This is a genomic window from Streptomyces sp. NPDC002144 (assembly GCF_053593695.1).
In genome coordinates this window covers 1-21,429 of record NZ_JBSFDB010000091.1, presented here as the reverse complement: position 1 = coordinate 21,429, position 21,429 = coordinate 1, and the positions used below count along the sequence as shown (strand labels likewise).

The window sequence follows — 21,429 nt, the reverse complement described above, 5'->3', positions numbered from 1 at the left end:
CTCTACCCCGGACTCCCCGAGAGCGCCCCCGCGCTCCCCAACACGACGAACACTCCCACCAGTTGATCGGCTACACCATCACGCGGGACACGACCAGCGGCACACGGTGCGCGTGACCGATTCCCGGATGGTCAGGTCTTCGTGGACCTCCACCCGAACATGTCCACCCCACCACTGACGCCGGACGAGATCGTTCCCCGCGTCCTGCGCTCCCTCGGCGCCGGCCCGGTGGCCGATCATCCGGAGGAGGCAGCTGCCCGGTTACGGGACGCGCTGAGCAGAAAGTGCATTCTCGTCGTCCTGGACAACGTCGACAGCGAGGCACAGGTGCGCCCACTGCTGGTGGACGGTTCGTGCCACGCCGTGCTGGTGGCCGCGCGCCGTGAACTGCCCGCTCTTACCGGGCAATTTCGTCAGAGTATCGATGCCCTCAGCGACACGGACGCCCTACGGGTGCTGCAGGACCTGCTCGGCACCGCCCGCACAGCTGCAGAGCGCTCGGCCGCGTCCAGAGTGTTGCGGTTCTGCGGCGGTCTGCCTCTGGCTCTCCACATCGCCGGGCTGTGGCTGTCAGGGCGACCGCACCGGTCGCTGCGTGATCTGGCGGACCGGTTGACCAACGAGCAGGACCGGCTTCGCTTCCTGCGCATCGGCGATCTGTCGCTGGAAGCCAGTGTGGCGGCCTACTACAGCTCGCTGCCGACTCCGCTCCGGGCCGCATTGCTCCGGCTGAGGAACGTGAACGGCGACTTCAGTGCCGACGACATGGTGACTGAGGTGACACCGTCACCGGGAATGGCCGCGGACCTCCTCGATGAACTGGTCGACCGCCACCTGGCGTATGCGGTCACAGCGCCCCCCGACGGCCGGCGGCTGTACCGGCTCCACGACCCCGTGCGTCAGTACGTGACCTACGGCCCGGTCGGCTCCTGGCACCCGGATCGCGTCAAGGGCCGGATCTGGCTCCCCCGGCAGGCTGCGCACAGTGGCTGAGAAGAGGAGGGTGAGCCTCCCTTTCGCCGCCATGAACGCCCGGCCGAAGCCGATACCATGCCGCAGGCGGAGTGCTCCCAGTTGCTCGGAGTCAGCCGGACGGCGTGGCCGGCAGAGGGATTCCCCACGCGATCCGGCCGCAGGACATCACACTCAGCGAGGCACAAGCGTCGCTGACCGTTGCCCTCAGGACCCGTGGGTGACGCTGACCCGCACGGTCAGCGAGCCCCTGTTGTCCTCGGAGCACGACCCGGCGGTGTCGTTCATCCCCAGCTGCAGGGTGCCCTTTCCGGCAGCCAGGAAGGTCAGCCTCTGCCCGACGGAGTGAACCGGGAAGTCGTTCTCCCCCACGAGGCGCGCCAGCAGGGAGGCGAACGGGGCCGCGGACTTGACCTTGCAGCTGTTCGCGCCGGACATCGCCTTGTCGGTGGCGGCGTCGTATCCGCTCGGCCCGGTCAGGGGCCAGTTCCGGTAGTCGGCGGTCCACTGTCCCCTGACGAAGCGCACGGTGACCTTGTCCCCCCGCTGCACGGAGACTCCGGCCACCGGCTGCCAGCTGTTCGCCGCCTGGACGACCTGGCTGACGGTCGTCGTCCTCGGGCCGTCCTTGGGCGGCAGGGTCCCGGTGAGGAAAAGACCGCCCACGACGCCTGCCGCGAGCAGGGCAGTACCGGCGAGTGCCCACACCAGCCGCTTCGGACCCGCCGAGGGGGACGCCTGCCGGGGAGTGGGCCTGAGCGATGTGGTGTGCAGGACCGTCGGCACTGTCTCCCCGGCCGGTACGAGCCGCTGCTGGCCGCTGGTCACGGTGTCCGCGTCGGCCAACGCAGTGGTCGGCCGCGCCACCCGCACGGTCGCCGACGGCAGCGGCCCCGCGTCCGCCTCCCCCGCCGCGACCCGCTGCAGCGCGGAACGAGAACCTGCTGCCGAGGGGCGCTCGTCCGGGGACTTGCGCAGTAGCGCTTCGATCACGGGGCGCAGCGGGCCCAGCCGATCCGACAGAGCGGGTTCCTCGTACGCCACCGCGTGCAGCGTCGCGGGGCGCGCGGGCCGACGGAAAGGAGACTGACCACCGCAGACCGTGGCGAGGGTCGCGCCCAGTGACCACAGGTCGGAGGCCGGGCCGACCTCCGCTCCCATCACCCGCTCCGGCGCCATGTACTCAAGGGAGCCGACCAGTTCCCCGGTGGTCGTCAGGAACTCGCCGTCGTCCAGGGCCGCAATACCGAAGTCCGTGAGGACGGCGCTGCCGTCGCGCCGCAGCAGGACGTTGGCGGGCTTGACGTCGCGATGCAGGGTACCGGCGGCGTGCACGGCCGCCAGCGCGTCGAGTAGCTGTAGCCCGAGTGCGGCGGCGTGTTGCGGTGCGAGCGGTCCGGACTTGGCGATGTGATGCGCCAGCGATGGTCCGTCGACGAGTTCCATGACGATCCACAACCGCGCCACGCCCTCGACGAGGTCATGGATGCCGACCACGTGCGGGTGCGGCACCCGGGCGACCGCGCGCGCCTCACGGATTGCGCGGCGGATCCGGACGCGGTGCTCCTCGTCGCCGTACGGAAGGATATGCAGTTCCTTCGCGGCGACCGGACGGTCCAGCAGTTGGTCATGGGCCCGCCATACCGTGCCCATGCCACCCCGGCCCAGGACCTCGTGGAGCTGATATCGGCCGGCGATCACTCGATCCGAGCCGGATTCCGAACGACTCGCCGCCTGGTGATCGCTATCTCCGGATATCACGGACTCTCTCACGTTTCTCTTCCGGCGGCCTGGGCGCCCGCCGGGCGTCGTTGTCTTCGAACGGGGACGAGCATAGCGGAGCACTTAGATGACCTTGTGCAGTCAACTACCTTGAACTGAAGGGCCTTTGGCGGGAGTAGGTTTCAAGCTCCCTGAGCTGGGCGTTGGTGCGCCGGGTCCGGCGGAGGCGGTCGGGCAGCGGTGTGCGGGCGTCAGGCAGCACACGGTGGGCGAGGAACAGCGTCTTGAGGAACAGGCGGATCACTCGCTCGCGGCGCGGCCCGAGCCAGCCGATCCGGTGCAGTTGGCAGACTCGTTCCCCAGCGAGGTAGCGGGTCAGATCACGGCCGAAGGCATGCAGTGGGGGCGGGAACCAGCGCTCGGCGAAGAAGTGCATCATCGCGGTGGCGACACGGTGCCCGGAATCGGTCGGCTCGTAGGGCCGGGAGTCGAATTTCCGGGCGAACTCCTCCATCGCCTGCCAGTCCTCGGGGAAGGGCTCCTCGGCGAGGGGCCCGGATTCGCGTTCCAGGACGCGGAAGACGGCCTGCGCCCAGTGGTGCCAAGCGCGTCGCATGTGTTCGGGCATACCGGGCAGACCCAGCGAGGTCTGGAGCCGGTGAGCAAAGGTGGCCAGCAGGACCAGCGGATAGACGAAGTCGTCGATGTCGTCGAAGTTGCCGGGTAAGTTGGGCGTTTTCCGGGCCACGGCCAGATGGATGCGATTCAGCCGCTCAGCGGCTGCGCGGCCCGCCGAGCTGGACACGCCGTCCACCATCCAGGCCACCAGGAAGTCGTTGCCGTCCTGGAAGCGCCGGTATGGCTTCGTCTCCAGTTTTCGCGTGTGGTCCAACGTGGCTGCCCCGAGGGACGGTTGCATCATGTGCATGGTTGCCGGATAGATCATCATCGCCAGGGCGAACTCGGGCACCCGGTGGCTGACGTAGAGCGCGATCATCCTCTCCCACTCGGTGTCCGGATCCATGCGGGCCAACTCGCGATCCACCCACTTGTAGCCACGGCGCAAAGTTGGTTCCTCCACCTCAAGGCCATGGGTGATCTGCCGTGGCCGCTACAGGAATTGATGCCAAGTCGATGGTGCTGCACCGAGAGACGCAGCCGTGACGAACCGGGTTCCCGGTGCCAGGCGTACGCGTCCGGCTGTCGTGGCCGGCCCGGGCGTGCTCCTCGGGGCATCCTGTCCTGAGCGCGCAGGCGTACGACGGGCCGGTGGCGGTGCTGGACTCTTGAGACGCCGTGCTCCCAGGCCCCGGCTCCCGCACCGGGGCCTGGGAGCGGTTTCGGTGTGTGTCGGGCGTGCGTGCCGCGCGGCCTGCTACCAGCCGACGGCGACCAGAAGCCATTGCGGGTCGGCATGGGAGATGAACGAGGACTGGCCGGCCACGTCGTCGTAGGGGAAGCCGTAGGCGAGGTGGTTGATGGCGTTGTCGTGCCAGAACTTGGCGTAGTAGTTCGCCGGTGCCGCCTTGTAGAACTGTGCCGGGTCGGACTGCTGGGAGGCCGGCAGCGTGGCGACGTGGCGGTTGAGGGCAGCGCACATGTCGGGGTTGCCCGCCAGGGAGGCGGCGCAGCCGAAGATGTCGGAGGTGGCGGCGTTCACGGCCACGGACTGGGCGTAGGCGGTGAAGTAGTTGGCGTTGGCGCCGCCCGCGCGGAAGCTGGGGTCGCTGCCGGGCGCGATGATCCGGTAGGGGGCCTGGGTCTGTGCGAGCACCTTGAACTCGTTCGGCACGGCGTCGGTGAAGCGCTGGAAGGTGGTGGCGCGGTCCTCGGCGAAGGTCTGCCGGTTCTCGCCGACCTCGACGTCGTAACCGTCCTTGCTGTGCAGACGCATGGCCAGTTTCAGACCGAAGGCGTCGACGCGGGTGGTGTTGCCGTTGAAGACGTTGTTGCCGACCGTGAACTCGATGAAGTCGAAGTAGGGGCTGTTGGGCGAGCCGAGGTAGAAGTACATGCGGCCGGCGGAGTTGGCCGGCATGTCGAGGTAGGGCTGCTCGGCGATGGAGTGCGTCTGGCCGTTGAAGCTCCAGTACACCTGGCTGTCGGGGTACTTGCCGTTGGTGCGGTTGAGGATCTTCACCTCCACGGCGTTGCTCGCCGGGGGTATGCCGCTGGTGCTGCCCCAGAAGTCGTCCGGCGGGGTGGTCCCGCCGGGGCCGTAGACCTGGAACTCCCACAGTGAGTAGCCGTACGGGGTGCCGCGCGCTGTGCCGTAGACGCGGACGTAGCGGCCGCTGCCGGAGATCGTGAGGTTCTGGGTGCCGCCGGTGCCGTTGGTGCTGGAGTAGACGGTGGTCCAGGTGTTGGCGTCGGTGGAGGTCTGGATCTGGAAGGCGGTCGCGTAGGCGGCCTCCCAGTTGAGGCTGACCCGGCTGAGCTGCTGGACGGATCCGAGGTCGACCCGTATCCATTGCGGGTCCGAGAAGGCCGAGGACCAGCGGGTGCCGGTGTTGCCGTCGACGGCTGCGCTCGCGGGGAAGGTGCCGTTCTCGGTCGAGGAGGCGGTGGCCGGCCTGCCCTGGGACAGCAGCTGGTCGGCGGCGTGGGCGGGTGCCGGGGCCAGGACCGCGCAGAAGGCGGCGATCAGGGCGACGACCAGACCGAGGATCGCGTGGTGGCGGGCGAGGTCGATCAGTGGTCTGTGGACGGGTGCGCTGACGGAACTCTGCATGCGGGATCTCCTCGAGCCGGAGCAGCTGTGCGTGGGGGTGGAGCAACAGCAGATGCGAGAGGGTGCCTGGAAGCGGATGGTGAGCTGGACGTCGGCGCGGTTGGGACAGGCCGTGGGGAACTCAGTGTTGAAGTAGCTGTCACCGCACTCCCAGCCCTCGACGAAGCCGGGGTGGTGGCGGAACTCGTCGGCGCTCTGCATCGGGCTGCCGACGACGAACCGCAGGCCCTTGGGGAAAGGCCGGACGCTGGTGCAGTCGGTGACGCCCGCCTTGTGGTAAATGGCCTGCGGTCCCACGGGGAGGATCTGCTGATCGCCGTTGTAGAGGGTGGGCATCCAGTAGCCGGACAGGTCGCCGGGAGTTTTGCAGGTGCTGCCGGCCTCCAGCGAGGCCGTCGTGCTGTAGGCGTCGGTGGTGGTGTCCCCATGAACGTGTGGTCGTGGGACTTGCCGGGCTGCTGCAGGTAGACGATGGGGTCGTCGGGCCTGGTGTGGGTGACCGAGCAGTTGGCCTGGAACTCGTGGAAGTAGCGGTGGGGCGGGTCCTGCGTGGGCGACGTCACGCCAGCTCCGCGGCGCGGGCGTTCGCGGGCGCCCACTCCACGCGATGGCGGCGTCCGTCGCCGGCTCACCGGAGGCCCCGGAGGGCCACGACTACCTCCCCGCCAACGAGCCGGTCACCGGTTCGATCTCCGTGACATGGAGACCTCCTCCTGTGCTGTGGGGGTCAGGGAGCGCTGGGTCGGACATGGGAGCGCTCTCCCGCCGAGGAGTGTTGGGGGCATGCCATCAAGATGTCAAGGGATCGGGCAGAAGGGGATCCGGAAAGATTTCAAGTTCCGAAGGGTTGCCGGGGGTTGTGACTCATCAGTTAAATCAAGACGTGAACTAAGCGTCGGGGTGTAGCCCTTGGCGTGTCGATCCGCCTGCCGTCTCGGCGGCGTCCCGTGTTCCTTTCCCAACACACCCGCAGGGACCTCCATGAGACTGAGATCCATGGGCGTCGTGCTCGCCGCCATGGCGGTGCTGCTCGCGCTACCCGTTCCCCACGCGGCCACCGCGGCCGAAGTGCCCCTGTCTCAGGGCCGAACGGCGACGTCCTCCTCCACCGAGAACGCCGGCACACCGGCCGCCTACGCCGTCGACGGCGACACCGGCACCCGCTGGTCGTCGGCCGCGAGCGACGCGCAGTGGCTGCAGGTCGATCTGGGCGCCACGGCCACCATTTCAAAGGTCGTCCTCAACTGGGAGGCGGCCTACGGCAAGGACTACAAGATCCAGACCTCCGCCGACGGCAGCACCTGGACCGACCTGACCTCCGTCACCGGCGGCGACGGCGGAACCGACAGCCTCGACGTCCTGGGCCAGGGCCGCTACGTCAGGATGTACGGCGTCCACCGCGCGACCCAATGGGGCTACTCCCTCTGGGAGTTCCAGGTCTTCGGCACCTCCGGCACGGGCACGGCCTCCTGCGACACGGCGAACGCCGCGAAGGGCAGGCCCGCCTCGGCCTCCTCCACGGAGAACGCGGGCACTCCCGCCTCCGCCGCCTTCGACGGCGACACCGGCACCCGCTGGTCCAGCCAGGCCTCAGACCCGCAGTGGGTGCAGGTCGACCTCGGCTCGGTCAAAAGCCTGTGCAAGGTCGACCTGACCTGGGAGGCCGCCTACGCCAAGGAGTTCCAGATCCAGGCCTCCGCGGACGGCCAGAGCTGGACGACCCTCAAGAGCGTCACCGGCGCGAGCGGCGGCACGGCCTCCTACGACGTCACCGGCTCCGGCCGCTACGTCCGCATCAACGGCACAGTCCGCGCCACGGGTTACGGCTACTCCCTGTGGGAGGCGGCGATCCACACCGCAACCGGCGGCGCCACTCCCCCGGTCCAGGGCGGCGGCGACCTCGGGCCGAACGTCATCGTCGTCGACCCCAGCACCCCCAACCTGCAGCAGAAGTTCGACGACGTCTTCGCCAAGCAGGAGTCCAGCCAGTTCGGCACCGGCCGCTACCAGTTCCTGCTCAAGCCCGGCACCTACAACGGCATCAACGCCCAGATCGGCTTCTACACCTCGATCTCGGGGCTCGGCATCAACCCGGACGACACCCAGATCAACGGTGACATCACGGTCGACGCGGGCTGGTTCAACGGCAACGCCACCCAGAACTTCTGGCGTTCGGCGGAGAACCTCGCCATCACGCCGTCCAACGGCACCGACCGCTGGGCCGTCGCCCAGGCCGCGCCCTTCCGCCGCATCCACGTCAAGGGCGGCCTCAACCTGGCCCCGAACGGCTACGGCTGGGCCTCCGGCGGTTACATCGCCGACACAAAGATCGACGGCACCGTCGGTCCGTACTCCCAGCAGCAGTGGTACACCCGCGACAGCTCCGTCGGCGGCTGGACCAACGGCGTGTGGAACATGACGTTCACCGGAGTCCAGGGCGCCCCGGCGACCAACTTCGACTCGGGCCCGTACACCACCCTCGACACCACGCCCGTCTCCCGCGAGAAGCCCTTCCTCTACCTCGACGGCAGCACCTACAAGGTGTTCGTGCCCGCCAAGCGCACCAACGCGCGCGGCGTGTCCTGGCCGGCGAACGCCGGCACCTCCATCCCGCTCGACCAGTTCTACGTCGTCAAGCCGGGCGCCACCGCCGCCACCATCAACCAGGCCCTCGCCCAGGGCCTCAACCTCCTGTTCACCCCCGGGGTCTACCACCTCGACCAGACCATCGACGTCACCCGCGCCGACACCGTCGTCCTCGGACTGGGCCTGGCCACGCTCGTGCCGGACAACGGCATCGACGCCATGCACGTCGCCGACGTCGACGGCGTCCGCCTGGCCGGCTTCCTCATCGACGCGGGCTCCGTCAACTCCGACACCCTGCTGCGGATCGGACAGCCCGGCGCGAGCGCCGACCACTCGGCCGACCCGATCACCATGCAGGACGTGTTCGTGCGCATCGGCGGCGCCGGACCCGGCCTCGCCACCAACGCGGTCGTCGTCAACAGCGACGACGTCGTCATCGACCACACCTGGCTGTGGCGCGCCGACCACGGCAGCGGCGTCGGCTGGGACACCAACCGCGCCGACTACGGCCTGCGCGTCAACGGCGACGACGTCCTGGCCACCGGACTGTTCGTGGAGCACTTCAACAAGTACGACGTCCTGTGGAGCGGCGAACGCGGCCGCACCATCTTCTTCCAGAACGAGAAGGCCTACGACGCCCCGAACGCCGCCGCCATCACCCATGACGGCATCGTCGGCTACGCGGCCTACAAGGTCGCCGACACCGTGACCCAGCACGAGGCGTGGGGCCTGGGCAGCTACTGCAACTACACCGCCGATCCGTCGATCGTCCAGGCACACGGCTTCCAGGTCCCGGTCATCGCCGGAGTGAAGCTGCACGACGTGCTCGTGATCTCCCTCGGCGGCAAGGGCCAGTACGCCCACGTCGTGAACAACACCGGCGCCCCGACCTCGGGGACAGACACCGTGCCGTCGAAGCTGACGTCGTTCCCGTAACCGACCTGGCCGGTGACATTCCGCACCGCTCGCACCGCCGACCGCCTGCCGGGACCGCGACCGCGGCACCCGGCAGGCGCTCCTTCGTCCACACGTGTCTGGGCTGATGAGCCGGTGCTGGCGAGCCCACCGCACCTTCTTCACGATCTCAGGCACCGCACTGTCCACGCTCGCCGCCCACTGGGCCAACGCACCCGGCGCCGCTCGCCCCGGCCAGAGGCCAACGCCTGGTCGGCGAGGACCTGGTGGCCTTCCTCGACCGAACCACCCAGCACCTCGCCGCACTCCCCACCGAGCAGCGTCAGCACACCGCCCACCTCGACGCCCACCTGACCACCATGACCGACCAGCCCTGGCACGGCCGCTACACGCCCGCCCTCGCCCTCCGGCTGCACCCCCGGCGGCCGTCATCCCAGACCATCGCCTGGCACCGCTTCGACCTGCGCCACCACACACGCCAGCCAGTACTGGATGGCCGCCATGCACAACGCCTACGCCCTCGGAAACCACGGCCTGGGCGCCGGCCTGCTTGGCGACCTCACCTACCCGGCCGCCTGGCGCGGTAGCCACGCCACCGCCGCCGGCACCTCCACCACGCCCTCACCCGCGCCCAACGCCCCGCTGCACACTGAGCTGTGACCTGTGAGGCCCGCCGTCGGCCTGCTCCGGTCCGGCGGCGCGGGGTGGACGGTGTGCACGTTGCTACTCTGTTGCGATGAGCCCGGGCCAGCCAGCAGCGGAGCCGCCGGAGGCGGAGCGGCGTCGGCGACCGCGGGGGGCGGTCCGTGAGGGCCTGGTCGCGGCGGGGCTCGACCTGGCGCGAGCGGGTGGTCCGGATGCCGTGGTGCTCCGCGAGGCGACGCGGATCGTGGGTGTGGTGCCGAATGCGGCCTACCGGCACTTCGCCGACCGTGACGAGCTGTTGGCCGAGGTCTGTGCGGCGGCGATGCGTGAGCTGGCCGACCGTATGGCGGCCGGCATCGCCCGGGTGCGCGGTGCATACGGCAATCCGTGGGCTGCGCGCGATCGGCTGCGCGCCATCGGTACGGCGTACCTCGACTTCGCCCGGGAGGAGCCGGGGCTGTTCGCGACCGCGTTCGCGGTGCCGCAGCGGCATGCGTACGGGGTGGCGAACGGCGGGGCCGGCGGGGAACGCATGCCGCTGGACCATCTTCGCGCGGTCCTGGACGAGCTGGTCGACGCCGGCGCGCTCGACGCGCGGCGCCGGGAGGGCATTGAGTATCCGATCTGGTCCCAGGTACACGGGCTGGCCGTGCTCCTCGGTCAGGGCCCGCTGCGGGAGGTCCCCGAGGTGGACCGTCAACGCATCGAGGAGCGGACCCGCGCCTTCGTCGAAGACAGTCTGGCGTAGGCCGCCCGGCTGCGCTCCTCCTACTGGGCGTCAGACGGTACCGGCTGGTCGCAGTTCGGCCACCCGGAAGGGCCGCCGCCACCCGCCGCGGCGGTGCGCGGGTTGTCGGCGGTTAGGAGCGCGCCGTCGAGGTGGCGGAGAAGGGCACACAGGTCGCGACGGAACGCTCCAGCGTCTCCCCCGACACCGTGGGGAGCCGGGCAGAAACGTACAGCTGCAGGCACCCCGCGACGGTCAGGCCCTGATCGGGCTCCGTGTCCTGAAGGACCACTCCGATCCGGGTCCGCCAGGACTGCCCGGCGAGGACCGGGTCCTCGCCCAGGCCCCGGACGTCGCCCGCGCTGCGCCGAGGAAGCCCTCCAGGATCTCCACCGTGGTGGTCTTCCCTGCGCCGTCAAGGGCCGAGGAAGGCGAACGCCTCGCCCCGGCGGACCCGTAGATCGAGACCGCGTACAGCTTCGAACGCTCCGTACCGCATGCGCAGGTCCAAAACGCTCATCACGGTCTCGGGGCCGGAGGTGGCGGTGCTCCCCTGCCAAGCCCAGTCCCCCGGGAGCTCCTGCGGTGCCGCACCGCCGAAGGGGACGTGCTCCATGTCAGTCCAGCGCTTGTTCGTCACGGGAGTACGGCGAGGTCGCGGACAGTACCGTCTCCACCAGACCTGTCTGCAGGTCCAGCACGTGTCCCGACACTACGATGCGGTCGGCGACAAGCGGCGACGATCGCAGCCGCTGCACGTCGGCGCGTACCGTGACGTGCGGGTCGACGATGGCCGCGGCCTGCAGGCCGGCGTCGGCGAGGCCGGTCCGGGCGGCGAACCCGTGGCGGAAGTCGTCGTCGGCCAGGAAGCCCGAACCGCACTGGGTGTGGTGGATGACCGCCACTTCCATCGGTGGTGCGGCGGCTGCTCCCATCTGCCTCCCGCAGCGACGTGACGAGCGCGATGTCGAAGATCGTGCCGTCGTTGACCCGACCGCCCGCGTTACGCACCACGAGCGCGTCGTTCTGGTCGACGCCGAGGAACCGGGCCGGCTCCACCCGCGGGTCGATACAGGTGACGATCAGGACTCCGGTCTTCGGTATCGGGTTCAGCTGCGCGAGCCGGCCGGACTCGGCGTATGCGCGGTTGCGGCGCGCGAGCTCATCGAACGCGGACATGCTGTCCTTCCTTTCCGGTAGGGGTGATGGGTGTGGGCGCTGTGCACCGGATGTGGTCAGCCGAGCGCGGCGGCCTCCGGCGTCGCGACCTGCCGGGCGGTCCCCGGCCTCGCGACCAGGCGGCGCAGGGAGACGACGTGCAGGGCGAGCAGGAGCGGGACGCCCGCGGTCGGGATCAGGACGATCGGGAGCAGGGCGAGCGCATCGCTCGGCGGGGTGGTGTGTACGATCCCGTAGCCGGTCAGGCCGCCGAGGACCAAAGCGGTGACCAGGTCGAGTGTGCCGAGCGCGTGGAACCAGACCGCGCCGCGGTGACCGGTTCCCCGGGCGAGCCGGCGGGCCACGAACGGTGCCCGTATCCCGACCGCCATGTCGCCGAGGCCGGCCGGAATGGCGAACAGCGCGGACAGATGCCCCAGGGCCATCACGATCAGGAACGAGACGCCGGCGATCCGGAAGGCGTGCGGCAGGGTGCTGCGGCTCAAGGAACCCGGGGCGGCGAGGGCGCGGGCGACGGCCGGAATCCGGCTCGTCGCCAACAGCGCGATCAGGGATCCACCGGCGGCGATCCCCAGCCAGGGTGGCCCGTCCGGGGTGCCCTGGTAGTGGCCCCGCGCGGCAATGACCGCGCTGGCGGCCAGCCAGCCGCCGAGGACTACGCCGGCCGTGATCGCCAGCGATGCCGCCCGCGCGGGCGACGAGCCGGCGCTGCGTGCGCCGCGGTACAGCACGAGGCAGGTGACGGCCGGGAAGCCGATCGCGCCAACGAGGCAAATGAGCCATACGTACCAAGGTGGGCTGTACATGATCTCGGTTCCTCCACTTCTGCAGAGAGACAGCGTTAGTGGACGCTGTCCACAAATATACGTGGACACTGTCCACTTAGATAGACTCTGCGGGTCCCCAGGCGACAGGCAGCCCGGCGAGTCCTCCCGTCAGGCGGTCGGTGAGCAAGCGCAGCTCGGTGCGGCGGACGGCCGGCCGCAGGCCGGACAGGCACGCGGGGATCCGGGCGAACGCCTCGAGGATTCGACTCGGGCGAGAGCGGCGCCGAACGTCACCTCCGCTGAGGAAAAGGTCGAGGCGCCACAACGGGAACCTGGAGCAGTGGGCGATCGCAGTGCTGGCCCGTCAGCAGCCGTTCGCCACAGGCATCATGCGGCGGCGCACCGCTCAGCATCGTCCGTCAGTACATCGAGGGCCAGAAACGGCCCACCTGACCGTCCCCCGAAGCCACAGCGAACTCCGCCGCTGCGCGGCTCCGGGCCGAAGAAGCGTTTCCCTCCCCGGCTGAAGCCGGGGATACCCACGCAAGATCAGAGATGGAAGCAACTGCCCGTTCAGGACTCGGTGGGCAGGAGCTGGACCAGTGGCGGCACGCGGCAGGAGGCTCAGCCTTGCGGCTCTTGCGGCTTGACGTCGAGGTCGCGCAGGCTTTGGTCCTTGAGCTCGGTGCGGGCCTCCGTACGGTGGCCACGGGCGATGTAATCCCGCACGATCGCCTCGATCGCGTCCTGGGGCGATCCGATCCCCGCCAGGACCATCACTTCCACCACGAGTTCGGCGTCGAGACTGATATTGACCTTGGCCACCGTGCCCCCTCATCGCGTCGCATCCGCACTCTAGCTGCTCACGGTTCCGTAGCATGCGCTCAAGATCGATGTGAGGCTCCAACAGCTGTTACTCGGCGCGGCGTCGGCGTCGCCGCGGTGCGCGAGGCTGGAATCCTCTGCGGCCATCGCGGGAAAGTGAGGATTCTGGATCTTTCGAGGAGGCTGAGGTGGCGCGGGAGCGGATGGTATTGGGGGAAGTACTGGCTGCGGCCGAGGCGGCCGCGCCGGTGGACTCCCTGGACGTGGTGGCGCGCGACCTGCGCGAGCCGTACGGCGCGCGGTACGTGTCCTTCCTGTTCCTCGACCTGATCGGCGAGCGCGTGGTGCGGGTGGCGGAGGACGCCACCACCCTGCACGGGCACAGCAGCGAGCGGATCCCGCTCACCGGCAGCCTCTACGACCAGGTCTTGCGCACCCAGAAACTGGTCCGCGTCCCGGACGACCCCAGCGGGCACGGGCACCGCATGATCGCCCCCGTCACCAACCGGGGCGACGCCATCGGCTTTCTGGAACTCTCCCTGCCCAACGCCATCGATGTCAGCGACGCCACGCTGGAGGAGGTGGAGCAGGCGGCTCACGCCCTCGCCTACATCGTGGTCACCGACCGCCGCTTCACCGACCTCTACCACTGGGCCCAGCGCACCGCCCCCGTCAGCCTGGCCGCCGAAATCCAACGCCAGCTCCTGCCCACCGCCCCCTCCTGCGAGGCCGCCCAGTTCACGCTGGCCTGCGCCCTGGTGCCCGCCGAGAGCGTCGCCGGCGACACCTACGACTACGCCCTGGACCGCGAGACCCTGCACCTGTCCCTGACCGACGCCATGGGGCACGACCTCAACGCCGCGCTCATCGCCACCCTTCTCGTCAACGCCTCCCGAGGCGCCCGCCGTGCCGCGGCCCCCTTGGCCGAGCAGGCCGCCCGCGCCCACCACGCCCTGCTCGCGCACAAGCCCGCGGTCCTGGCCACCGGACAGCTCCTGCGGATCGCCCTGGATGGAACCGGAGCGCAGCTCGTCAACGCCGGCCACCGAGGCTGCGCGAGGGCACCGTCGAAGAAGTGCTCCTGCGCGCCGATCTGCCCTTCGGCGTCGAAGGGCAGCACCGGTACCGGGTACAGGACATCGACCTGCACCCCGGTGACCGGCTGGTGCTGTACACCGACGGCATGCAGGAACGCCGCGCGGCATCCGTCGACTTGCCCGCCCTCATGGCCGCCACCGCCACCGAGCATCCGCGCGAGATGGTACGCGCCCTCGTCGCAGCCGTCACCGACGCCAGTGACGGCAGGCTCCAGGACGACGCCACCGTGATGTGCCTGGACTGGCACGGTCCCACCACCCAGGGACGCCAAGCCCACGCCGGAGCCAACACCTGAAACGGCCACTCCATGCCTAGGTGGTGCGGGTCATGACATTGCTGACGGTGGGTCTGGGGTGGTCGGCGGGGCGGGATCGGTTGTGGACGGTCTGGCGCGGATGATGGCTTGGTCTCCTCGTGGACCGAACAGGTGCAGGATCTCCACGGCGCTCGCGTCCGCGGGGCCGAACCAGTGGGGCTCGGTGGTGTCGAACTCGGCCACTTCGCCGGGCCGCAGCGTGAAGTCCTGCGCCCCGAGGATGAGGCGTAGCCGACCGGCGAGGACGTACAGCCATTCGTAGCCCTCGTGGGTGACCAGTTCCGGCTGGCGGGGTGCCAGTACCTGCTTGAAGACCTGCACTCGGCCCGGGTACTGCGTCAGGGGCACGAGGACGCTCCCGCGCTCCCTGTGCAGGGGCCGGAGGTGCACCCGAGGGTCACCGCTGGCCGGCGCGGCCACCAGCTGGTCGAGTGCGACGTGGTGCGCCCGCGCCAGCGGGATGAGCAGGTCCAGAGTCGGGTGCCGCTTGCCCGATTCCACCCGGGACAGCGTGCTGACCGAGATCCCGGTCATGGCTGCGAGTGCCTCGAGCGTGAGTCCCCGTTCCCGGCGCAGCCTGCGCAGCCGGGGCCCGATGCCATCGAGAATCCGCTCCAGCTCCGCGTCCCTGGATCCTGTGTTCATCGCTCCAGTTTTGCAGAGTCCGCAAAATTGATGGCCTGCGGCCGCCGCCCGGGCCGAGCCTTGCCGAGCATTGTTCCCGGACATCAGAGGTAGACCGTGACCGCGACGACACACCCTGTTCAACCCATGCTGAGAGCGCGCAGACGCTGGACGGTACTGGCCGTCTGCTGCCTGAGCATGTTCCTGGTGGGCCTGGACACCACCATCGTCAATGTAGGTCTGCCCGCCATCGGGCGCGGCCTGGATGTCGACACGCGCGGTCTCGAATGGACCGTGGACGCCTACACCCTCGTCCTGGCCAGTCTCCTGATCTCCTCCGGCGCACTGGCAGACCGTTTTGGACGCCGCCGAGTGTTCCAGTGCGGGCTGGCCGTGTTCGGCGCGGCCTCACTGGTCTGCGCGCTCGCCCCGTCGGCGGGCGTACTCATCGCGGCGCGCGCCCTGCAGGGCATCGGTGCCTCGATGCTCAGCCCCGTGGCGCTCGCGATCGTGGTGAACGCGATGCCAGACCCGAAGGAACGGGCGCAGGCGATCGGCATCTGGGCGTCAGTGTTCGGACTGAGCATGGCCGCCGGACCCGTCACGGGCGGCGCGCTGCTCGCATGGCTCGACTGGCGGGCGCTGTTCTGGATCAACGCACCCGTCATCGTGGCCGCTCTGCTGCTCAGTGCGGTGTTCGTGCCGGAGTCCCGGGCACAGCGGGCCCGGCGACTCGACCTGCCCGGCCAGGTCCTGCTGACCATGATCCTCGCAGTCGTGGTCGGCGTCCTGATCGAAGGGCCGCGCTTGGGCTGGACGTCGCCTGCGGCACTGGCGGGATACACATGGGCTGCCGTGGCGACAGCCGGATTCGTGTGGGTCGAGTCCCGCCGACGTGATCCGCTGATGGATCTGCGGCTCTTCGGACGCCCGGTCTTCAGCGGTGCCGTCATGGGCGCGGTGGCGGTCTTCGTCGCGCTGAACATGACACTTCTGCTGAACACCCTCTACCTGCAGCACACTCGGCAATGGACGCCGCTGGCCGCCGGCGTGGCGACCTTGCCCTTGGCCGTCGCAGCGACCGTCTGCGCCCCCTGGTCCGGCCGCATGGTCGGCCGCGCGGGACCGAGGCTGCCGCTGCTCCTCGCCGGCGGTTTCATCACGGTCGGCGGGCTCTGCCTGGTCCGGCTCACCCCGCACACGAGCGTCCTCCTGCTTCTGACCGCATACTCGCTCATCGGCATCGGCTTTGGCTTCGCCAACGCCCCGATCACCAACACCGCGGTCAATGGACTGCCACCCGCCCGCGCCGGCGTAGCCGGGGCGATCACCTCCACCGCACGCCAACTCGGCTCCGCCCTCGGTATCGCTCTCGCCGGCGGCCTGGTCACGGCCGCCAGCCCGGCGGGGCTCGCACACGCGTCCCGCCCGGGCTGGATCCTGGTCGCCGCCTGTGGCGTACTGCTCTTCCTCGTCGCCCACGTATCACGGCCGAAGGAGGCCACCACGGCCCCCACCTCCCCACAAGCGCGGTGAGCCGCGTGACTCACCGCAACGCACCGTTGTCCGTTGCAGGGCGTCGCCGCCTCGTCGAGCGCTGCCGAAATCGCCCCCATTGCTCACGTCGCCGCTGAGTTGGGAATCTCCCGCGTCTGCGCCTCAAAGTGGGTGAACCGCTACCGCAGATTCAGCGAGATCGGGCTCTTGGACCGCTCCTCGACGCCACGACACCAGCCGACGGCCACCCCGGCCCCGCCCGGCACGGACCCGGCCGTCGTCGCCGTCCGCGCTCGCGCACCGGGCGACCCGGACGTGGCACCGCCCGGCGTCGACAGCCGCGACAGCCGGCGGCCCTGGCGGTCCTACGCTGTTCAGCACTTGCGGGTCGCGGGGGAGCTGGACTGCTGATGGAGAGCACCTGCTGGACGGGCTTCGACGTGCCCGTCGGCCAGCTGCTCATCGCCGACGCGGACGGTGCGCTCGCCTCCCCCACCTCCCTGCCCGTGCCGGGCAGAAGGGCGGCCGGGTCGTCGGGGTGAACTCAAGGATTTCCGGTTGCCGTTGGGGCTGCGGCACCGAGTTCCGGGAACGGGTGTGGGCCGCGTTCGACGACGTGCCCTATGGCGGAACGGTCACGTACGGCGAGATCACCGCGCGCATCGACGCCCACCGTGCCGTCGTACGGGTCGTCGGCGGGGCCGTCAGCGCCAGCCCCCTGCTCATCGTGTGCCCCTGCCACCGGGGCATCGGTGCGGACGTGGGCGGACTCGACCGCAAGCCATGGCTGTTGACCCTGGAGGGCGTAGTGCGGGCCCGGCAGTGCTCCGCTCCCCCACGGGCCTGCCCGCACTGCCAGGGACTACCGGCGGGGCATCAGCGCCGTCCCGGGTGCGCGCCTTCAGTGGTGCGGGACGGTGACCACCGTCAGCATCAGGCCCTTGTCGACCAGCCAGCGCCCCTCGAAAGCGCTCAGGCGCACGCCGTCCACCGTGGGCCCGGGGACCAGGAGCCGGGCGTGGAAGCGGCCGCGCACGCCGTGGCCCGGTTCGGTGAAGAACTCGATGTCGGCCTCGGAGAAGTTGAGCTGGGCGTGGGTGAGGGGGAACCACGCCTTGTAGACGGACTCCTTGGCGCTGAACAGCAGACGGTCCCAGTGGACGGTGGGGCGGGCGGCCCGCAGCCCGCGGTGCCGGTGCTGTTCGGTGGGCAGCGAGATGCTCTCGAAGACACCGTCCGGCAACTGTCCGTGCGGTTCGGCGTCGATGCCGAGGGAGGCCAGGTCCGGGGTGCGCACCAGTGCGGCGGCGCGGTAACCGTCGCAGTGGGTCATGGTGCCGGTCAGCCCGTCGGGCCATACCGGGGCACCGCGCGCGCCGCTCAGGACAGGTCCGGGCGGCACGCCGAGCTTCTCCATGGCGCGTCGGGCACAGACTCGTACGGACGTGAACTCCCGGCGGCGTTTGTCGACCGCCCGTGCCACACGCTGCTCCTCCTCGGGATACAGCGCGGCGCCCCGGGCCTCCTCGTCACCGAACGCTTCCACGGCCGCCACGGGCTGCGGGAGCAGTTCCTCGATCACGGGGTCAGACCTCCGTCGGTGGGGTTCAGCAGTGTGCGGCACAGCCGCCCAGGGAGCGTCCGGCGCTCGTGCCGCGGTGTGTCCGCTTGGAGCCCTCTCACCCTCTCGGGTCGAGCGGGCAGTTGCCCGCGGCTCCGGCTCCGGCACGCGGAGCTGGCGGCGCCGGACGTGCGGCGGTCTTTCCCCGCCCGGAGCGCGCGAACCGCCCGACTCGAACACCGGCAGGCGCAGCACGGCCCGCCGCGGCACATGCGCGGTCACCCGTCCGGGGTGAGCGCGGTGGCATGGTGTTCGCCCTTGCCGACGCCCAGGCCGAGGTGGACGTCGATGTCGTCGGTGTCGATCACGTGCGGTGTCCTCCGGTCGTCCTCACCGGCCCCGGCACGGCACAAGGGGAGGTGGTCATGCCAACTCCGCAGGCAGGTACGCCTGTTGCGGGGTTACGAAGACGGCAATGGGGAGGGCAACTCCTCTGCGCAGCGGTCCCTGTCGTGGGCGCTCCGCCGGCGGCGCGGGGACGCAGGGCCCCTGCGCGGCCGTCGTTCCGTCAGGATGCGAGGACCACGCTGAGCGGCGTGGTCTTTTGCGGACGGGCCGCCCGGCGTCCCGGGCCTCCCGCCCTGACGGGGGCCTCGATGGGCCCCGCCGGCGCGGGGTGTCCGGTTGGAGCGAAGCGGAAGCCCACGCCGCGCACCGTGGTGATCCATTCGTCGTGCCCCAACTTCTTGCGCAGGCTCCCGACATGGGTGTCCACCGTGCGGCTCCGACTGTTCCAGGGGGCGCCCCACACCTTGGCCATGATCTCCTCCCGGGAGATGACCGTCCCCGGGCGGGACACCAGGAGGTGGAGCAGGTCGAACTCCTTCTCGGTGAGGGAGAGTTCCCGCTTGCCGACCCGGGCCACCCGGGCGGCCGCGTCCGTCTTCACCGGCAGGTCCGGGACGGGAGCGGCCTCGGGGGGCCGTGGTGCACGGGCTCGCCGCATGATCGCTTCGATGCGGGCCACCAGTTCGCGGAACCCGAAGGGTTTGTCGAGGCAGTCGTCGGCGCCCGCCCGCAGCGCCCGTACCCGGGTGGCCTCGGTACGGTCGCCGCTGAGCGCCAGCACGGGCACGTCGGCGATGGCCCTGATGTCACGGCAGATGTGCGGACCGGGCAGGTCGGGAAGGCTCAGGTCCAGCAGGACGAGGTCGGCCTGCCGGCAGGACCGCAGAGCCTCTCCTGTCATCGCTGCCTGATCCACCTCGTATCCCTGCCGTCGCAGATCGGCGGCGACGCATCGGGCCAGGCTCTGGTCACTTTCCACGAGAAGTATGCGCACGCGGGGTCCTCTGTTCTAGGCGATGCGGTCGGCAAACGGACATCGTCTGTCGGTCGGTCACGGCGCCGTCCCCCGATGGGGTCGGCATCCGGGGCCGTCCAGGACAGAGAAAACGTCGATGGTCTCTTCGGCGTTGCGCGCAGGTCCTTTCCGTTGTGGAGGCCTTTGCGTAGGACATCGTAGCGGGACTCGCCGGGGGTGAACATCTCGGCATTGCACTCCTGTGACGTGTGCCTTTCACGCTCCTGGAGACTTTGCACTCGTCTGACAAGTCTTTGCGCAGCTCTTCAGCGGCCTTGACGGAGCGGGCCGCTGTGGTGAAGCTCGAAACCGCCGATCCGCTTTCCGGCCCCGGCGCGGCCGGGGCCGGAAAGCAGTCGCAATCGATATTCCGGCGCACGTAATTCGGGTACGGCGTGCCCGAGGGATCGTCATGAAATCGCCCTGGAGGAAAGGAAGCAACCAGACATGACATCCACCGCGTTCGTCTTCCCGGGCCAGGGCTCGCAGCGCGTCGGCATGGGTGCCGACTTCGTGCGGCGGCGTCCCGACCTGCTCGACACGTACTACCGCACCGCCGACGACATCCTGGGCTTTCCGCTGTCCCGGCTGTGCCACGAGGGACCGGTCGAGGCCCTGCGGGACACCGCGGTCACCCAGCCCGCGGTCTTCCTGACCAGCATCATCGTCCTGGACGTGCTCCGTGCCCACGATGTGGAACCCGCTGTCGTCGCCGGGCACAGCCTCGGTGAGTACGCCGCCGCCGTGTGCGCGGGCGTGCTCCCCTGGCAGGAGGCCCTGCGCCTGGTACGGCTGCGCGGTCGGCTGATGGCCGAGGTCAACGAGCGGGTGCCGGGAACCATGACGGCCGTGGTGGGCCTGAGCCTGCCGGACGTACAGGTCCTGTGCGACCGGGTCGCAGCCGAGACGGGCCAGGTGGTCGAGGTGGCCAACGACAACGAGCCCGCCCAGATTGTGGTCTCCGGCCAGACGGAGGCGGTCCGGGCAGTGGCCGAGGCCGCGAAGGAGGCGGGCGCCCGCCGCGTCGTGCCGCTTGGAGTGGGAGCGCCCTTCCACTGTTCGCTGATGAACGAGATCGAGGCCGAGTTCGCCGAGGCGCTGGCCGGGGTGGAGTTCCGTGATCCGGAGGTGCCCATGATCTCCAGTGTCACTGCCGCCCCGGTGACCCGCGCGGAAGAGGTCGTCGCCGCGCTGCGCCGGCAACTGGCCGAGCCGGTGCGGTGGACCGAGACCGTGCGCACGATGGCCGACCTGGGGGTGCGGCAGTACGTGGAGGTCGGGCCCGGACGGGTGCTCTCCCGCCTGTGCCGGAAGATCGACGCCGACGCCCGTAGCCACACCACCGGAACCGTCGAGGAGCTCGCCGCGACCGTCGACGCTCACCTGGCGGACGGAACGGCCGGGGCCGACCGGGCCGACACGGTGACCGCCTCCGCCTGACCCGCGCCCCGACGACCCCGCGGCCGCCGCTTGTTCCGACGCAACCGACTGGTCCGGCCCAGTCGCCGACGAGGCTGCCTGCCGGTTCGGGATGCCGCTGGACGGCTCCCCGTCAGGTCAACGGTTCACGGCGGGCCGACTGGTTGCCGGTGAGACCGCCTGATTCCCGGTGACCAACGGTCCCCGGTGGGGCCGTCTGATTCCGGTCCCTCCGGTCTCCCGGCGCGGACCGCCGGTTGCCGACCGGACCGGCGACGCCGTCCAACCGCTTGCCGACGCCGCCCGACCGCTTCCACGACAGGGCTCAGCGGCTCTGCGTGGGCACGCGGGCTTGTCCCCACACACTCGGAGGTATGCGCATCATGCTGCGCAAGGTGCTCATCGCCAACCGTGGCGAAATCGCTGTCCGCGTGGCCCGGGCCTGTCGGGACGCCGGCATCGCGAGCGTGGCCGTCTACGCC

The 21,429-nt window shown here is 70.1% G+C and carries 17 protein-coding genes and 5 pseudogenes; 11 read left to right on the top strand and 11 right to left on the bottom strand.

Annotation, left to right across the window (positions count from 1 at the left end; translation table 11 throughout):
* Nucleotides 1-228: 228 nt before the first annotated feature.
* Complete coding sequence (locus tag ACWCQ1_RS49350; RefSeq protein ID WP_451029763.1) at nucleotides 229-993, top strand: hypothetical protein; 765 nt, start codon at nucleotides 229-231, stop codon at nucleotides 991-993.
* Nucleotides 994-1,179: 186 nt separating this feature from the next.
* On the opposite strand, the gene ACWCQ1_RS49345 is transcribed toward ACWCQ1_RS49350, so the two are convergent.
* From ACWCQ1_RS49345 to ACWCQ1_RS49330, 4 genes and pseudogenes are all read right to left on the bottom strand, one after another.
* Nucleotides 1,180-2,673: a protein kinase domain-containing protein gene (locus tag ACWCQ1_RS49345; protein WP_451029762.1), complete on the bottom strand. Its 1,494-nt coding sequence runs from the start codon at nucleotides 2,671-2,673 to the stop codon at nucleotides 1,180-1,182.
* A 166-nt stretch (nucleotides 2,674-2,839) separates the two neighbouring features.
* Nucleotides 2,840-3,760, bottom strand: coding sequence for a DUF2236 domain-containing protein (locus ACWCQ1_RS49340; RefSeq protein WP_451029761.1), 921 nt, complete (start codon nucleotides 3,758-3,760; stop codon nucleotides 2,840-2,842).
* 309 nt (nucleotides 3,761-4,069) lie between these two features.
* The gene (locus tag ACWCQ1_RS49335) at nucleotides 4,070-5,425 is read right to left on the bottom strand and encodes a beta-1,3-glucanase family protein (RefSeq protein ID WP_451029765.1); all 1,356 of its coding nucleotides are present in this window, start codon (nucleotides 5,423-5,425) and stop codon (nucleotides 4,070-4,072) included.
* 57 nt (nucleotides 5,426-5,482) lie between these two features.
* Nucleotides 5,483-6,057, bottom strand: a pseudogene (locus tag ACWCQ1_RS49330) (DUF1996 domain-containing protein); the annotation flags it as partial.
* 349 nt (nucleotides 6,058-6,406) lie between these two features.
* Between ACWCQ1_RS49330 and ACWCQ1_RS49325 the strand changes: the two are divergent.
* From ACWCQ1_RS49325 to ACWCQ1_RS49315, 3 genes are all read left to right on the top strand, one after another.
* Nucleotides 6,407-8,947, top strand: coding sequence for a discoidin domain-containing protein (locus ACWCQ1_RS49325; protein ID WP_451029760.1), 2,541 nt, complete (start codon nucleotides 6,407-6,409; stop codon nucleotides 8,945-8,947).
* A 471-nt stretch (nucleotides 8,948-9,418) separates the two neighbouring features.
* Entirely contained in the window at nucleotides 9,419-9,586 is a 168-nt protein-coding gene (locus ACWCQ1_RS49320) for a hypothetical protein (protein WP_451029759.1), read from the top strand.
* 76 nt (nucleotides 9,587-9,662) lie between these two features.
* A complete protein-coding gene (locus ACWCQ1_RS49315; RefSeq protein WP_451029758.1) occupies nucleotides 9,663-10,319 on the top strand; it encodes a TetR/AcrR family transcriptional regulator in 657 nt (218 codons plus the stop codon).
* Between the two features lie 394 nt (nucleotides 10,320-10,713).
* On the opposite strand, the gene ACWCQ1_RS49310 is transcribed toward ACWCQ1_RS49315, so the two are convergent.
* The 4 genes from ACWCQ1_RS49310 to ACWCQ1_RS49295 form a co-directional block, all read right to left on the bottom strand.
* Nucleotides 10,714-10,914: a hypothetical protein gene (locus tag ACWCQ1_RS49310; protein WP_451029757.1), complete on the bottom strand. Its 201-nt coding sequence runs from the start codon at nucleotides 10,912-10,914 to the stop codon at nucleotides 10,714-10,716.
* Nucleotide 10,915: 1 nt separating this feature from the next.
* Entirely contained in the window at nucleotides 10,916-11,233 is a 318-nt protein-coding gene (locus ACWCQ1_RS49305) for a hypothetical protein (RefSeq protein ID WP_451029756.1), read from the bottom strand.
* A gap of 300 nt (nucleotides 11,234-11,533) precedes the next feature.
* On the bottom strand, nucleotides 11,534-12,283 hold the full coding sequence (locus ACWCQ1_RS49300; RefSeq protein ID WP_451029755.1) for a hypothetical protein: 750 nt from the start codon (nucleotides 12,281-12,283) through the stop codon (nucleotides 11,534-11,536).
* A gap of 585 nt (nucleotides 12,284-12,868) precedes the next feature.
* Nucleotides 12,869-13,069 (bottom strand): type II toxin-antitoxin system VapB family antitoxin, encoded by a 201-nt coding sequence (locus ACWCQ1_RS49295; RefSeq protein WP_133049689.1) that lies wholly within the window; start codon nucleotides 13,067-13,069, stop codon nucleotides 12,869-12,871.
* Between the two features lie 203 nt (nucleotides 13,070-13,272).
* Here ACWCQ1_RS49295 and ACWCQ1_RS49290 point away from each other — a divergent pair.
* Nucleotides 13,273-14,462, top strand: a pseudogene (locus ACWCQ1_RS49290) (PP2C family protein-serine/threonine phosphatase).
* A 30-nt stretch (nucleotides 14,463-14,492) separates the two neighbouring features.
* Here ACWCQ1_RS49290 and ACWCQ1_RS49285 read toward each other — a convergent pair.
* Nucleotides 14,493-15,128 (bottom strand): helix-turn-helix domain-containing protein, encoded by a 636-nt coding sequence (locus ACWCQ1_RS49285; protein WP_451029754.1) that lies wholly within the window; start codon nucleotides 15,126-15,128, stop codon nucleotides 14,493-14,495.
* A 126-nt stretch (nucleotides 15,129-15,254) separates the two neighbouring features.
* Between ACWCQ1_RS49285 and ACWCQ1_RS49280 the strand changes: the two genes are divergently transcribed.
* The 4 genes and pseudogenes from ACWCQ1_RS49280 to ACWCQ1_RS49265 form a co-directional block, all read left to right on the top strand.
* Nucleotides 15,255-16,643: an MFS transporter gene (locus ACWCQ1_RS49280; protein WP_451029753.1), complete on the top strand. Its 1,389-nt coding sequence runs from the start codon at nucleotides 15,255-15,257 to the stop codon at nucleotides 16,641-16,643.
* 5 nt (nucleotides 16,644-16,648) lie between these two features.
* Nucleotides 16,649-16,859 (top strand): annotated as a pseudogene (locus ACWCQ1_RS49275) (helix-turn-helix domain-containing protein); the annotation flags it as partial.
* Nucleotides 16,854-17,015, top strand: a pseudogene (locus tag ACWCQ1_RS49270) (3-methyladenine DNA glycosylase 2); the annotation flags it as partial. The pseudogenes ACWCQ1_RS49275 and ACWCQ1_RS49270, both read left to right, overlap by 6 nt.
* A pseudogene (locus tag ACWCQ1_RS49265) lies at nucleotides 17,015-17,418 on the top strand (methylated-DNA--[protein]-cysteine S-methyltransferase); the annotation flags it as partial. The pseudogenes ACWCQ1_RS49270 and ACWCQ1_RS49265, both read left to right, overlap by 1 nt.
* Before the next feature lie 87 nt (nucleotides 17,419-17,505).
* On the opposite strand, the gene ACWCQ1_RS49260 reads toward ACWCQ1_RS49265, so the two are convergent.
* Both ACWCQ1_RS49260 and ACWCQ1_RS49255 read right to left on the bottom strand, forming a co-directional pair.
* Complete coding sequence (locus tag ACWCQ1_RS49260) at nucleotides 17,506-18,186, bottom strand: 4'-phosphopantetheinyl transferase family protein (RefSeq protein WP_451029752.1); 681 nt, start codon at nucleotides 18,184-18,186, stop codon at nucleotides 17,506-17,508.
* Nucleotides 18,187-18,733: 547 nt separating this feature from the next.
* The gene (locus ACWCQ1_RS49255; RefSeq protein WP_451029764.1) at nucleotides 18,734-19,492 is read right to left on the bottom strand and encodes a response regulator transcription factor; all 759 of its coding nucleotides are present in this window, start codon (nucleotides 19,490-19,492) and stop codon (nucleotides 18,734-18,736) included.
* A gap of 483 nt (nucleotides 19,493-19,975) precedes the next feature.
* On the opposite strand from ACWCQ1_RS49255, the gene fabD reads away from it, so the two are divergent.
* Both fabD and ACWCQ1_RS49245 read left to right on the top strand, forming a co-directional pair.
* On the top strand, nucleotides 19,976-20,968 hold the full coding sequence (gene fabD, locus ACWCQ1_RS49250) for an ACP S-malonyltransferase (protein WP_451029751.1): 993 nt from the start codon (nucleotides 19,976-19,978) through the stop codon (nucleotides 20,966-20,968).
* A gap of 365 nt (nucleotides 20,969-21,333) precedes the next feature.
* Nucleotides 21,334-21,429: biotin carboxylase N-terminal domain-containing protein (locus tag ACWCQ1_RS49245; protein WP_279617129.1), on the top strand; the 96-nt coding region annotated here is incomplete at its 3' end.

Excerpts from the sequence above, each read along its gene's own strand:
- ACWCQ1_RS49285 (WP_451029754.1), bottom strand. The coding sequence starts at position 15,128 with ATGAACACAGGATCCAGGGACGCGGAGCTGGAGCGGATTCTCGATGGC.
- ACWCQ1_RS49280 (WP_451029753.1), top strand. The coding sequence starts at position 15,255 with ATGCTGAGAGCGCGCAGACGCTGGACGGTACTGGCCGTCTGCTGCCTG.
- ACWCQ1_RS49310 (WP_451029757.1), bottom strand. The coding sequence starts at position 10,914 with ATGGAGCACGTCCCCTTCGGCGGTGCGGCACCGCAGGAGCTCCCGGGG.
- ACWCQ1_RS49305 (WP_451029756.1), bottom strand. The coding sequence starts at position 11,233 with ATGGGAGCAGCCGCCGCACCACCGATGGAAGTGGCGGTCATCCACCAC.
- ACWCQ1_RS49320 (WP_451029759.1), top strand. The coding sequence starts at position 9,419 with ATGGCCGCCATGCACAACGCCTACGCCCTCGGAAACCACGGCCTGGGC.
- ACWCQ1_RS49335 (WP_451029765.1), bottom strand. The coding sequence starts at position 5,425 with ATGCAGAGTTCCGTCAGCGCACCCGTCCACAGACCACTGATCGACCTC.
- ACWCQ1_RS49300 (WP_451029755.1), bottom strand. The coding sequence starts at position 12,283 with ATGTACAGCCCACCTTGGTACGTATGGCTCATTTGCCTCGTTGGCGCG.
- ACWCQ1_RS49325 (WP_451029760.1), top strand. The coding sequence starts at position 6,407 with ATGAGACTGAGATCCATGGGCGTCGTGCTCGCCGCCATGGCGGTGCTG.
- fabD (WP_451029751.1), top strand. The coding sequence starts at position 19,976 with ATGACATCCACCGCGTTCGTCTTCCCGGGCCAGGGCTCGCAGCGCGTC.
- ACWCQ1_RS49315 (WP_451029758.1), top strand. The coding sequence starts at position 9,663 with ATGAGCCCGGGCCAGCCAGCAGCGGAGCCGCCGGAGGCGGAGCGGCGT.